The sequence below is a fragment of the Dokdonella sp. genome, from assembly GCF_051958935.1.
Taxonomy (GTDB): domain Bacteria; phylum Pseudomonadota; class Gammaproteobacteria; order Xanthomonadales; family Rhodanobacteraceae; genus Dokdonella_A.
On sequence record NZ_JBQCFP010000008.1, the window covers coordinates 1 to 12,376 of the forward strand.

Below are 12,376 nucleotides of genomic sequence, written 5' to 3' on the forward strand. Positions count from 1 at the left end.
CAGGAGCGCGCATTGCGTGCGCGTGGCGCGCCGCGCGCCCTCGGCCGCGCTGCGCTGCGGCGCGTCCTCATGCACTACGAACGCGTGAGCCGGCACGCGCTGCGCACGCTGCCGGCGCGCGCCGACATTCGCCTCGTGCTCGACGCGTGCAGGCGCGTGCGGGCGATCGACGGGCCTGAAGAGTGGGCGCCTGACGTGCGCGTAGAACCGTCGCCCCGCGATCGGCGAGCCTGAAGGATGTGCCGTCATTCCCGCGAAAGCGGGAATCCATTTTCGCTGTCGTGCGGTGCAAAAGCACAGTGGATTCCCGCTTTCGCGGGGGGAGGGCAGCGCCGCGCTTCTGCGCGCGGGATACGCACAACCCAGGACACGCGCGGTCGGGCAGCTCGCACGCCGCGCGCGGCGCGGCGTGCGACAATCGCTGCATGCGGTATCCCACCGGGCCCCAACGCATCGTCTGCCTCACCGAGGAACCGACCGAGGTGCTGTACGCGCTCGGCGAGCAGGATCGCATCGTCGGCATCTCGGGCTTCACGGTGCGGCCGCCGCGGGCACGCAAGGAAAAGCCGAAGGTGTCCGCTTTCACGAGCGCGAAGATCGACCAGATCCTCGCGCTCGAGCCCGACTTCGTCATCGGCTTCTCCGACATCCAGGCCGACATCGCGCGTGAGCTCATCGCCGCCGGCGTGGAAGTGTGGATCAGCAACCATCGCAGCGTCGCCGGCATCCTCGACTACGTCTGCCGGCTCGGTGCGCTGGTCGGCGCGTCCGATCGCGCCGCCGCGTACGTGCGCAAGATCATGGCCCATCTCGAGTCGATCGAACGCGCAGCGGGCGCCCTGCCCAAGCGCCCACTCGTCTATTTCGAGGAATGGGACGAGCCGATGATCACCGGCATCCGCTGGGTCGCCGAGCTCGTTCGCACTGCCGGCGGCGACGACGTGTTCCCCGAGCACGCGGGGATGCCGCTCGCGCGTGACCGCATCCTCGCCGATCCCGCCGAAGTCGTGCGCGCGGCCCCCGACATCATCTTCGGTTCCTGGTGCGGCAAGAAATTCCGCCCCGACCGCGTCGCCGCGCGCCCCGGCTGGGCCGCGATACCCGCCGTGCGCGACGGCGAACTGCACGAAATCAAGTCGCCGATCATCCTGCAACCCGGTCCCGCCGCCCTGTTGGACGGCATCACCGCGCTGCACACCGTCATCGCGCGCTGGTCGAACGATCATGGAACCTCCAGGCGTTCGGAAAGGCGAAGCTGAAAGCCTGGAACGAAGGAAACGAAGGCAAGGCAGAGAGAAGAATGGAGCATGGTCGAGCACGGAGCACGCGGAGACCAGGAACCGGTCCATCCGGTTGGATCGGATGCTCCCTTGTTGCGCGCTGCTCTGCATTTGGCCCTTCGTTTCGGCGCTACAGCGCGCTCTGCGCAAGGCGCTGGCCGAGGTCGACGAGCGGGGCGACGAGCAGGGCGAGCACGAGCATGATCGCGAGGATCGCCAGCGCGGGTGAAAAGTCGAAGCCGCCCGGCGTGGGGATGAGCCGGCGGATCGGGCGCAGCAGTGGCTCGGTCAGCTGGAACAGCAGCGGTACCACGGGGTTCGCGCGTTCGACGCTGACGAAACTCATCAACGCACGCACGAAGACGAGGCCGATGAGGAGCACGAGCACGAGCTCGACGAGATCGGCGAGCGCCATCACGGCGAGGCCGGCGAGAGCGAGGCTCTGGCCGTACATCGCGTAGAGCAGCACGAGCTTGAGCGCGCTCAGCAGCCACGCGACCAGCGTCGCGGCGACGTCGAAGTTGCGCCAGTTCGGGATGAACCGATGCAGCGGCATGAGCACGGGGTTGGTGAGCTTGTAGAGCGCCTGGCACACCGGGTTGTAGAAGTTCGCGCGCACGAGCTGCAGCAGCACGCGGAACACGGCAAGCGCGACGAGCGTCACGAAGACGAAGTTGACGAGGATCTGGCCGGCGTTGGCGAGGTAACCCATGGGTGCGTCCTAAGGTGCGGCGCGCTGCAGGGCGGTGCGGCGGTCGATCACGAGTATCGCTCCGAGAGGTCCTTGCCGCGTGTCGTCGCGGCCGCGATGGCGGTGGCGACGAGCGCACGCAGGTTGCCGTTCGCGAACGCCTCGAGTGCGGCCGCGGTGGTGCCACCGGGCGAGGTCACGCGCTCGCGCAGCACGGTCGGCGGTTCACCGTCCTCGACCAGCATGCGGCCTGCGCCGAAGCAGGTCTGCGACGCGAGCGTGCGCGCGGTCGCACGCGGCAGGCCTTGCGCGACTGCGGCGTCCTCGAGCGCCTCCACCAGCAGGAAAAAATAGGCCGGCCCCGAGCCCGACAGCGCGGTGACGGTGTCCATGAGCTCTTCGCGATCGATCCAGACGGTCGTGCCGGCGGCGCCGAGGATCGCCTGCGCCTGCGCGCGCTGCCCTGCGCTCGCATCGTCGTTGGCGATCATGCCGGTCGCGCCGGCGCCGATCAGCGCAGGCGTGTTCGGCATCGAACGCACGATCGGCACGCCCGCGCCGAGCCAGGCGGCGAGCTGGTCGATGCGGATGCCGGCGGCGATCGAGATCACCAGCGGACGGGCCGCGGCGACCGTCGCCGCGATCTCGGCGCAGACATCCTTGAGCACCTGCGGCTTCACCGCGAGCACGAGCGCGTCGGCACCTTCGGTGGCGGCGCATGCATGGTCGTGCACGGCGACGCCGAAGTCGCGCGCGAGCGCGCTGCGCAGTTCGACGTTCGGCTCGGCGACCGCGATCGCGGCGGCCGGCACGCCGTCGCGCACGAGCGCACCGATCAGGCTGCGCGCCATGTTGCCGCCGCCGATGAAGGCGATACGGGCGGGAGGTCGGGAATCGGCAGGTGAGGGCATCGTTCGGATATTCGCTTCGTGTTCTGCGTGCTTCAGCATAGCAAGAGGATCGCCGATCGCCGCCAGCCGGCGCTGTCGGGTCAGCCGGGGTCGCGGTCGCGCGGGCCGAACAGCGCGGTGCCGACACGCACCATCGTCGCACCTTCGGCGATCGCGAGTTCGAGGTCGTCGCTCATCCCCATCGACAGCGTATCGACACCCGCATGCTCGGCGCGCAGCGAATCGAACAGGGCACGCATGCGTCGGAATGCGGCACGGCGCTGGTCGGGGTCGGGCGCCGGCGCCGGAATCGCCATGAGGCCGCGCAGGCGCAGGCGCGGCTCGGCCGCGACCGCGGCGGCGAGCGCGGCGACGTCGCCGGGCGCGCAGCCGGACTTGCTCGCTTCGTCATCGATGTTGACTTGCACGAGCACGTTCAACGGCGCCCGCGCCGGCGGTCGGTGGCGCGCAAGCGGCGCGACGAGCATGGCGCGATCCAGGCTCTGCAGCCAGTCGAAGTGCTGCGCCGCCTCACGGCACTTGTTCGATTGGAGCGGTCCGATCAGATGCCATTCCAGCGGCAGGTCGGCGAGCTCGGCCTGCTTGGCGATCGCCTCCTGCACGTAGTTCTCACCGAATGCGCGCTGGCCGCAGGCGGCGAGCGCGCGCACCGCGGCGGCGGGTTGGGTCTTGGACACCGCGACGAGCGCGGCCGTGGCGGCTGCGGCCGCTTGTCGCGCTGCGTCAATGCGGGCGATCACGGAAGCATAGGCGGTTTCGCAGAAATTCATCGCAAGGTCGCGCACGGTCTGGTTTTCATCTGGCTATACTGCCGCAACCGGGCGCCCGGGAGGCGCCGACTGCCGTTTCAGGGGACACGCGATGGATATTGCCGAGCTGCTGGCGTTTTCGGTCAAGAACAAGGCCTCCGACCTCCATCTCTCGGCCGGCCTGCCGCCGATGATCCGCGTCGATGGCGACGTGCGCCGCATCAACATCCCGGCGCTCGAGCACAAGCAGATCCACTCGCTGATCTACGACATCATGTCGGACAAGCAGCGACGCGACTACGAGGAATTCCTCGAGGTCGACTTCTCGTTCGAGATCCCGAGCCTGGCGCGGTTCCGCGTCAATGCGTTCAACCAGAATCGCGGCGCCGGCGCGGTGTTCCGTACGATTCCGTCCGAGGTGCTCACGCTCGAGGACCTCGGCTGCCCGCGCATCTTCAAGGAACTCATTTCGCAACCGCAGGGCCTGATCCTCGTGACGGGGCCTACCGGTTCGGGCAAGTCGACCACGCTCGCGGCGATGGTCGACCACGTCAACAAGAACGAGTACGCGCACATCCTCTCGGTCGAAGACCCGATCGAGTTCGTTCACACCTCGCAGAAGTGCCTCATCAACCAGCGCGAAGTGCACCGCGACACGCACGGCTTCAACGAGGCGCTGCGCTCGGCCCTGCGCGAAGATCCCGACTACATCCTCGTCGGCGAGTTGCGCGACCTGGAGACCATCCGCCTCGCGCTGACCGCGGCGGAAACCGGCCATCTCGTGTTCGCGACCCTGCACACGAGTTCGGCCGCCAAGACGATCGACCGCGTCATCGACGTATTCCCCGCCGGCGAAAAGCCGATGGTGCGCTCGATGCTGTCCGAATCGCTGCGCGCGGTGATCTCGCAGAGCCTGCTCAAGAAGGTGGGAGGCGGCCGCATCGCCGCGCACGAAATCATGGTCGGCATCCCGGCGATCCGCAATCTCATCCGCGAGGACAAGGTCGCGCAGATGTATTCGGCGATCCAGACCGGCAGCCAGCACGGCATGCAGACGCTCGACCAATGCCTGCAGGACCTGGTCAAGCGCGGCATCGTCACGCGCCAGCAGGCGATCGGTTACGCGAAGTACAAGGAGATCTTCAAGTAGTCGTGCCGCCTGCGCGGGAGTCGAGGAAGGCGGCCGTGAGCCGCCTTTTTCTTTCGCCCGCGCAGCGCGGCCGTCGGGCAACGACGTGGCCTGCCTAGTTGCGAGTGGCCGTGACGCGCCAGAGCGTGCCGCCCTGGTCTTCCGACACGAGCAGCGATCCGTCGCGCGCGACCGCGACGCCGGTCGGGCGTCCCCATGCGTGCATGTCGTCGACGACGAAGCCGGTCATGAAGTCGACGTATTCGCCGGTCGGCGCGCCGTTGGCGAAACGCAGGCGCACGACCTTGTAGCCGGTGCGCGGCACGCGGTTCCATGAGCCGCGCAAGGTCACGAACGCGTCACCGCGGTAGTCGGCGGGGAACATCGGGCCCTCGTAGAATGCGATGCCGAGCGGTGCGGAATGCGCCTGGATCAGGACATCCGGCACGATCACTTCGTCTTTCAGGTCGGCGCGTTCGCCAGGCCAGCGCGGATCGGCGTGGGCGCCGATGTAGTACCACGGCCAGCCGTAGAAGCCCCCGGCGCGCACGCGCGTGGCGTACTCGAACGGCAGGTCGTTGCCGAGGCCGTCGCGTTCGTTGACGACGCACCAGGCTGCTTTCGTCGCCGGCTGCACCGCCATGCCGGCGCAGTTGCGCAAGCCGGTCGCGTACAGGCGCGCATCGCTGCCGTCGGGGGCGATCGTCCATACCGCGGCGCGCCGGTCCTCGTCGCCCCAGGCGGCACCCCGCAGGCGCGTGCGCTCGAACGCGGCGATGTCTTCGGTACTGCGCCTCGGCATGCCTTTCGCGACGTTGGACGCGGAGCCGACGGCGACGAGGAGGCGCTTCGCGTCGGGCGCCGCGAGGTCGCGCGTCGAGTGGCCGCCGCCGGGAATGTCCTTGACGACGATGCTCGGCGCCGCGCTCGCGACCGTGTCGCCATTCCGGTAGGCGAAGCGCAGCACGCGATCGGGCTGCGACACGTAGACCGCCGTCGGGTCGGGGCCGGGCGGAAAGAATGCGATTCCGTAGACTTCGCGCAGGTCCTTCGCGAACACGGCCGGCTGCGCCGGCAGTTTGCCGTCCGCGCCCGGTCGGTACACGAGCACGCGCCCGCCGCCGGTTTCGGCGAGGAACACGTCGCCGTTCGGCGCGACGCGCAGCGTGCGCGGTTCGTCGAGGCCTTCGGCGACGAGCTCGACCGCGAAACCGGCGGGTACGCTCGGCACGCGATCGCCGCGCTTGGCGCGTTGCGATGGGCTCGCGCCGACGGTCGCCTGCTGTGCAGCGACGTCGGGCAGATCGTTTGCGCGCAGACGTCGGCGCGCGCCGGGTGCATCGTCGCGCCAGCTGCCGTAGGCGGCCGTACCTTCGCGCACGGAGGGCGTGTCGGCCGCAATGGCGGGATTTGCAGCGATGAGGGCGACGACGGCAATGACGGTGCGTGCGGGCATGGCAGCGATCCTCGCGAGGCATGCGTCGAACGTACAACGCAAGACGCCGCGCGCCAAGCAGCGCGCGCGGTCTCCCTGTGGCATATGCGTGCGTGCGAAGCGTCCTGCTTGCGCGTGTCGTGCGTCGCCGTCCTGGCATCGGCTCCCGGACGCTGAAGGACCGAACCTCAGAACAGGTGCGTGAACACGTAGATCAGCAGGAGCAGGCCTGCGGGAACCCCGAGCAGCCATGCAATCACGTACTTGAACATGCGATACCTCCTTGGGGCGGCGGGCGGGAGGGTACCGCCCGCCCGGACGGGTTTGAGTTCGAGGCTCACTTCACCTTGAGCCCGGAGTCGTCGATCGCCTTGACGCCCTTGACCTGGCGCGCCGTCGCGACCGCCTTGTCGACGGCGGCCTGAGTCGGCAGCACGCCGATTAGGATGACCTTGCCGTCGACCGTCTTCACCGAGATCTCGGTGCTCTTCACACCGTCCGTGGTCGCCAGTTCCGCCTTCACCTTGGTGGTGATCCAGGTGTCGGTGATCGGCTGGTCCGAATTCATCGATGCATCCTCGGCGTGCGCATTCGTTGCGAACACGGGAGCGAATGCGGCGCCGCACGCGCAGGCGAGGGCGGCGAAGGCGGAAACGGCAATGCGGTTCTTCATGGAATCCTCCGGTGAAATGTCGCGGCGCCAAGCTAGGCGGGACGCTGCGCACGGAACCTGAACGCGCTGGAATGCGCTTCAGCATCGCGTTAAGCAACGGCGTGTGAACTGCCCGCGTGCCGCCAGGTGCACGTTCACACTCAGGGGTTTTCCATGCGCATCGGATTCATTCTCGCGGGCATCATCCTCGTCGCGCTCGGCGCGGCCGCGTTCACCGGCAAGCTCGACTTCACGCACGACAAGGAGGTCGTGAAGATCGGCGAGCTGTCCGCTTCGGTGAAGGAGGAGAAATCGGTGCCGCAATGGCTCGGCGGCCTCGGCGTCGTCGTCGGCATCGGCCTGCTGGCCGCCGGCGCGTTGCGCAAATAATCGCCTACGGCTTGCGCGCCGTGTCACGGCGCGCTCGTGCGCGGGCGCGCGCTCAGCTGACGAGCGTGCGCGTCGGCAGTGGCGTCACGTTGCCGCGTGGCTGCAGGTCGCCGGCGCGTCGCTCGAGCCACTGCAGCAGCGGGGCCCAGTCGTCGCGATGCGATCGCGCCTGGCTCCCGTTGTCGTCGAATACGCTGAGGCCCGTTTCGGAGAGGCCGACGTAGGTTTGCGAGTCGCGCACGCGGATCATCGCCGCCTGGGTCAGGCGATCCAGTGTCGCGTCGAGCTGTCGCGCGGAGTTCGTGCGCTCGCGCAGGCGGTTGGCGATCAGCGCCACGCGCAGGCGACCACTGCGCACGTCGGCGAGCTTGCGCACGAGATCGAGGAACGCGAGCGTCGCGCGCAGATCGATCGGCGACGGGACGACCGGCACGAGCACGACGTCGGCGTGACGCGCGAAGCGCTCGAACTCGTGCGCGCGCAGCCCTGCCGGCGTGTCGATCAACAACACTTCGGTCGTCGCGGGGATGCGCAGCAGCCAGCCCGCGCTGAGGCCGTAGGTCGGGTCATTGCTTGCGAGCGCATGGATCGGTGGCAGGTGCGCCGCGCGCAGGCCGCACCAGGCGAGCGAAGAGCCCTGCGGATCGCAGTCCACCAGCGTGGTGCGCTTGCCGCTGCGTGCATAGCAGCCGGCCAGGCTCGTGGTCAGCGTGGTCTTGCCACAGCCGCCCTTGCTGTTGGCGATCAGGATGCGAAACATGGCCCCTTCCCCGCCCGGGCAGAATGCCCGGTTGTCGACAACCTAGCGCATGATATGCGTGTAATTCGCGAAATTCATCGCGGATCACGCGGATTTCATTCGCAAATCGGCCGTTTGGACGCCTTGCCGTCCGGACACCCCCCCCGCGTACGTCAGGGCCGCGTCAGGTCGTTGGACGGGCACGGTCATGACACGCGGAGGGGTGGCTGGCTGCCCGCAACCACCGCAGGAGCGGCCGTACGCGTTACAACGTAACGCGTTGCCCCGGGTCGGACGGGCATGCATCGCGCCGACGTGCGCGTCGCTTCGCGCGCGTGCGCCCGCCGCCGCGTCGAACCTGACAGTCTCGATGTGGAGCCGGTGGGGACAGTCGAGGGCGTTCCACGGCGCCCGTCGAACCGGCGCGCGCCGCCGACGCGCCGCGCTCAGTGCGCGGCGTAGAGCTTCATGACATCGCGGCGCAGCGACGCCTGACTGTCGCCGCGGCTGTAGAACATGTGGCCGCCCGGATACTCGGCGACGCGCACGCGCGCCGGGTCGCCCATCACCGGCATCTGGTCGACGATGAGCACGGACGCCATGAACGGGCAGGACAGGTCGGCCCAGCCGTGCGCGATGAGCACCTGCAGCTTCGAATCGATCGCGACCGACTGGCGCAGCTGCTGCACCGAGCCCTTGTCCATCTCCTCGCCGCGCTCCCACGCGCGGTTCACTTCATAGCTCAGCGCGTTGTAGCGGCCGTTGTACTTCCAGCCGACCGTGTGGGTGATGAAGTCGACCATCGCGGTCGTGGTCGGCGCGATGATGCCGTCGAGGATGGGATCGTTGGTGCGCTGCGCGGGCGCGAACGGGAACGGATCCCAGGCGGTCACGTTGGAGTCGTAGCGGCTGCCGAGCTTGCCCTCGTCGCGGAACACCTCGCGCAGGAACGCCTGCGTCTCGAGGCGGCCGCCGGAGCGGCGCACGAAGCCCGCATCGAGGCCCGAGAGTTCCGTCACGCGTTTTACGATGCGCTCGACCGCCTGCGGGTCGCTGCGACCCTTGAGCAGGTCGGTCACGTAGTCGCCGCGCGTGTAGGCGACGACGTCGGCCATCGCCTGGTCGGTGAGCCTGCCATGCCGCTCGAGGTTGGCCGCGGCGATGCTCGGCAGGGTGAGCATCCAGGGCAGCGGCGACAAGTCGCCGTTGTCGTCCGCGCTCGGATCGAGATAGGGCGACACGAGCACGAGGCCGTTCATCGCGACGCCGAGCCGCGTCTGCAGGAAGTGCGTGATGCGCGGGCCGCGGAAGCCGCCGTAGCTTTCACCGACGAGGTACTTGCGCGACATCAGGCGATCGTTCTTGACCAGCCAGTCGTAGATGATGCGCGAGAGGTACTCGATGTCCGGCCCGGTCGAGTAGAACTTCTTCTTCGCCTCGTCCTCGGACACGCGCGCGCGGCTGAAGCCGGTGCCGACCGGATCGATGAAGACGAGATCGGTGAAGTCGAGCCAGCTGCCTGCATTGTCGTGCGGCGTCGCGGGGTCGGACGGGCTGTTGCCTTCCGCACCGAACTGCACGCGCTTGGGGCCGAGTGCGCCGAGGTTGAGGTAGACCGACGAGGCGCCCGGGCCACCGTTGAGTGCGAACGTGACCGGCCGATCCTTGCCCGGCACGGTATAGGCGACAAACATGACTTCGGCGATCGTCTTGCCCTTCTCGTCGAGCACGGGCAGCGAGCCGACGGTCGCATCGTAGGCGAGCGAGCGGCCATCGATCGTCGTCTGCTGGCGCACCGTGCGATCGGCCGGGAACGCGGGCAACGTGGCGTACTCGTCGCCTTTGGCTTCCTTCCTTGCGTCCTTGCCGCCGTCGTCGGCGGCGAGCGCGAGGGGGCTCGCGAACAGCAGGCAGGCAGTGAACAGCGTGGCCAGCGATGGCTTCTTCATGGATGTCCCCGGCGGATCGGACCGACCGCAAACCACCAGCGTAGGCCGAAGGTCACGCGCCGCGATGTGCCGGAAGTCGTGCCGGCCCGACCCGCCGTGCACGGCGGCGCGGCGGACCCTCCGCCGACCGCTACGGCGACGCCTCGAAACCGTCGGCGAAGATGCGGTCGGTGCCGCCGATCGTGATCGCCGCGGTCGCCGTAACGAGGGCGAGCGGCAGGTCACCGGGGCCGATCGCGCCATTCTCGACGACGTCGAGATAGAGCGACAGCAGTACAGCGTAGACACCCGACGGCGTCGCGGCGGGAATGTGGAACGCGCGCGCGACGGTCGTATCACCCGTGGGCAGGCTCGACGGCACGTCGCCCGCCGGGTCGTCGATGTAACCGGCGCCGCTGCGATGCAGGCTCGCGCCGATCAGCAGGTGGCCATGCGCCGCGCCCGCCGCGTTGTGCGCGGCGGCCGACAGCTGCACGGTCGCTCCCGCCGCCGTCGTCGAGGGCACGGCCGTCACCGCGGAAAGCGACAGCGGCGATGTCATGACCGCGGTGCGCTGGCCCGTGCCGGCACCGTTCGCATTGGCGTTGTCGTTGTAGTAGTGATCGACGATCCACGGCCACCGGCGTGCGCTCGCATCGACTGCCCAGCGCTGCGTGCCCCACTGCGACATGCCGCGGCCGTGGCCGAAGCAACCGTGGCCGGCGCCGACCGCGTCGGCGAGGCAGGGCCAGCCGCTGGCGGGGGTACCCGCGAAACCGTTGCCGCAGGAGAGGTCGTTGTTGCTGCACGACAGTCCGTCGGCGGGATCGTCCCAGCTGTTGTTCTCGGCCGAATACTCGGCCGACGCGGCTTCGTTGCCGTTGCGCGTGAGCAGGATGCCCGGCGTGCGCGCGATCGCCGCGTCTGTGCTCGCCGCGGTGCCCGCGTCATTGACCTGGCAGCACGCGCTCGAGCAGATGTCGAAGTTCGCGTTGATCGGATGCGCGACACGCCAGGCGCCGTAGCTGCGATAGGCGACGCTGCCCGCGCGCAGGCTCTGCGTGTTCCAGCTCGCGATCCACTCGCTGTCGAGCCCGCGTCGGACGTAGGTCTCGAGCGGCAGCACGCAGCTGTGCGTGCAGGCGCCCGTGCAGCACGACTGCGTGCAGGCCGCATCGGCGTAGCCGACACGGATCGTCGCCGGTGGCACGAGTGAGGGGGCGAGTGCGGCGTCGACGGGCGGGACGGAGGCGCGTTCGATCGGCGCGGCCGCCTCGTCGACTGCACCGACGCTGCCGTCCACGCGATCGCGCGCGCCGAGTTCGACGACGCCGCGAGCGGGCGCATCGCCCCCGAACGCGAGCAGCAGGCGTTGCACGCCGGCGATGCGCGCAATGCCGTCGCGCTCGAGATCCGCATAGCCGTCGGCGTGGGCGTGCACCGTCGTGCGCCCGGTCATCACGTCCTCGGTGTCGAGCGGATCGAGTTCGAGCTCGAAGTAGCCGCTCGCATCGCTCGTCGCGCGATGCCCCTCGGCTTCGATGCGCGCGCCCACGATTGCGCGGCCATCAAGCCCATCGCGGGCGTAACCCTGCAGCCATCGCGCCCGTGGCGCCGCCAGGGCGCGTTGCGCGAGGCGCGCGTAGGCCGATGGTTCTTCCAGCGGGTCGAGCAGGATCGTCGTCGGCATGCCGTCGTCGACGAGCGTGACATCGACTGCGTGATGCGCATCCGCTTCGACGCGAACGCGCGCGGGCAGGGCGATCGCGTAGGCGCGCGCGCGTCCGTCGGCGAAGTAGCTCGCGCCGTCGGACTCGACACGTGCCTGCAGCGGGGCGCCCGTCAGGGCGTCGCGCACGGTGAGTTCGAACGCGCCTGCGGGCGTTGCGATCGCGAGCGCAAGCCAGGCCACCTGCCATCGAATCGAACGCATCGGTCGCTCCTCCCCGGGATCTCGTCATTCAGCCGCATCGCGCAGCCGCCTTCAATCCTGCCTGGATACGCGGCGTGTACGCCTTTCGCGCGACGGCCACGACTTCGTGACGGCGGTCACATCCGCTAGGATGGCGGCGCCAGTCCGCATCGCCGCCTGAGGCGTCGCGCGCATCCAACGGACCACAGGGGGTCGCCATGCACCGCACACTTTCCATCGCCGCGCTTGCCGCAAGCGCGTTCGTTTCCACGCTCGCCATCGCCGCCGATACCACCGACGGGCGCCCTGCGGGGAGCCAACCGCAGCAGGCGGCCGCGCTGGTGCAGGCGGCGCCGACGCCGCAGGCCGCGCGCAGCGATGCGGGCACGTCGCCACAGCCGAGCGACCAGGTGATCCCCGACGACCTCATCGTGCAGGGTTCGCAGTGCGTCGGTTTCGATTGCGTCGACAACGAAACGTTCGGATTCGACACGTTGCGCCTCAAGGAGAACAACACGCGCATCGTGTTCTTCGACACGTCGGCCGATCCGTATCCGAAC

13 protein-coding genes and 1 pseudogene are annotated in these 12,376 nt (G+C 69.0%); 5 read left to right on the plus strand and 9 right to left on the minus strand.

Features of this window, described 5'->3' with window-relative positions; translation table 11 throughout:
- Together ACTHK2_RS00710 and ACTHK2_RS00715 are read left to right on the plus strand one after the other, a co-directional pair.
- Nucleotides 1-234 (plus strand): annotated as a pseudogene (locus tag ACTHK2_RS00710) (hypothetical protein); the annotation flags it as partial.
- A 191-nt stretch (nucleotides 235-425) separates the two neighbouring features.
- Complete coding sequence (locus ACTHK2_RS00715; protein ID WP_440243679.1) at nucleotides 426-1,259, plus strand: cobalamin-binding protein; 834 nt, start codon at nucleotides 426-428, stop codon at nucleotides 1,257-1,259.
- Nucleotides 1,260-1,410: 151 nt separating this feature from the next.
- On the opposite strand, the gene ACTHK2_RS00720 is transcribed toward ACTHK2_RS00715, so the two are convergent.
- The 3 genes from ACTHK2_RS00720 to ACTHK2_RS00730 all read right to left on the minus strand — a co-directional run bounded on the left by ACTHK2_RS00720 (nucleotide 1,411) and on the right by ACTHK2_RS00730 (nucleotide 3,652).
- Nucleotides 1,411-1,992, minus strand: a complete 582-nt coding sequence (locus ACTHK2_RS00720) for a YggT family protein (RefSeq protein ID WP_440243681.1) — start codon at nucleotides 1,990-1,992, stop codon at nucleotides 1,411-1,413.
- A gap of 47 nt (nucleotides 1,993-2,039) precedes the next feature.
- Complete coding sequence (gene proC / locus ACTHK2_RS00725; RefSeq protein ID WP_440243683.1) at nucleotides 2,040-2,882, minus strand: pyrroline-5-carboxylate reductase; 843 nt, start codon at nucleotides 2,880-2,882, stop codon at nucleotides 2,040-2,042.
- A gap of 80 nt (nucleotides 2,883-2,962) precedes the next feature.
- Nucleotides 2,963-3,652, minus strand: a complete 690-nt coding sequence (locus ACTHK2_RS00730; RefSeq protein ID WP_440243703.1) for a YggS family pyridoxal phosphate-dependent enzyme — start codon at nucleotides 3,650-3,652, stop codon at nucleotides 2,963-2,965.
- 91 nt (nucleotides 3,653-3,743) lie between these two features.
- On the opposite strand from ACTHK2_RS00730, the gene ACTHK2_RS00735 reads away from it, so the two are divergent.
- Complete coding sequence (locus ACTHK2_RS00735; protein ID WP_440243685.1) at nucleotides 3,744-4,781, plus strand: type IV pilus twitching motility protein PilT; 1,038 nt, start codon at nucleotides 3,744-3,746, stop codon at nucleotides 4,779-4,781.
- 94 nt (nucleotides 4,782-4,875) lie between these two features.
- On the opposite strand, the gene ACTHK2_RS00740 is transcribed toward ACTHK2_RS00735, so the two are convergent.
- The 3 genes from ACTHK2_RS00740 to ACTHK2_RS00750 form a co-directional block, all read right to left on the minus strand.
- Entirely contained in the window at nucleotides 4,876-6,216 is a 1,341-nt protein-coding gene (locus tag ACTHK2_RS00740) for a PQQ-dependent sugar dehydrogenase (RefSeq protein ID WP_440243687.1), read from the minus strand.
- Between the two features lie 167 nt (nucleotides 6,217-6,383).
- Entirely contained in the window at nucleotides 6,384-6,536 is a 153-nt protein-coding gene (locus ACTHK2_RS00745) for a hypothetical protein (protein WP_440243689.1), read from the minus strand.
- Nucleotides 6,533-6,868, minus strand: coding sequence for a BON domain-containing protein (locus tag ACTHK2_RS00750; RefSeq protein WP_440243691.1), 336 nt, complete (start codon nucleotides 6,866-6,868; stop codon nucleotides 6,533-6,535). Before ACTHK2_RS00750 ends, ACTHK2_RS00745 begins: the two co-directional genes overlap by 4 nt.
- A gap of 153 nt (nucleotides 6,869-7,021) precedes the next feature.
- Between ACTHK2_RS00750 and ACTHK2_RS00755 the strand changes: the two genes are divergently transcribed.
- Nucleotides 7,022-7,237, plus strand: a complete 216-nt coding sequence (locus ACTHK2_RS00755) for a hypothetical protein (protein WP_440243693.1) — start codon at nucleotides 7,022-7,024, stop codon at nucleotides 7,235-7,237.
- 52 nt (nucleotides 7,238-7,289) lie between these two features.
- On the opposite strand, the gene ACTHK2_RS00760 is transcribed toward ACTHK2_RS00755, so the two are convergent.
- The 3 genes from ACTHK2_RS00760 to ACTHK2_RS00770 form a co-directional block, all read right to left on the minus strand.
- Nucleotides 7,290-7,997: a nucleotide-binding protein gene (locus ACTHK2_RS00760; protein ID WP_440243695.1), complete on the minus strand. Its 708-nt coding sequence runs from the start codon at nucleotides 7,995-7,997 to the stop codon at nucleotides 7,290-7,292.
- A gap of 425 nt (nucleotides 7,998-8,422) precedes the next feature.
- Nucleotides 8,423-9,925 carry a S10 family peptidase gene (locus ACTHK2_RS00765; protein WP_440243697.1) on the minus strand — a complete coding sequence of 501 codons (1,503 nt, stop codon included), beginning with the start codon at nucleotides 9,923-9,925 and terminating at the stop codon, nucleotides 8,423-8,425.
- A 130-nt stretch (nucleotides 9,926-10,055) separates the two neighbouring features.
- Nucleotides 10,056-11,837, minus strand: coding sequence for a SpoIID/LytB domain-containing protein (locus ACTHK2_RS00770; RefSeq protein ID WP_440243699.1), 1,782 nt, complete (start codon nucleotides 11,835-11,837; stop codon nucleotides 10,056-10,058).
- Between the two features lie 197 nt (nucleotides 11,838-12,034).
- Between ACTHK2_RS00770 and ACTHK2_RS00775 the strand changes: the two genes are divergently transcribed.
- Nucleotides 12,035-12,376 (plus strand): hypothetical protein (locus ACTHK2_RS00775; RefSeq protein ID WP_440243701.1); only part of this gene is annotated, 342 nt, incomplete at its 3' end.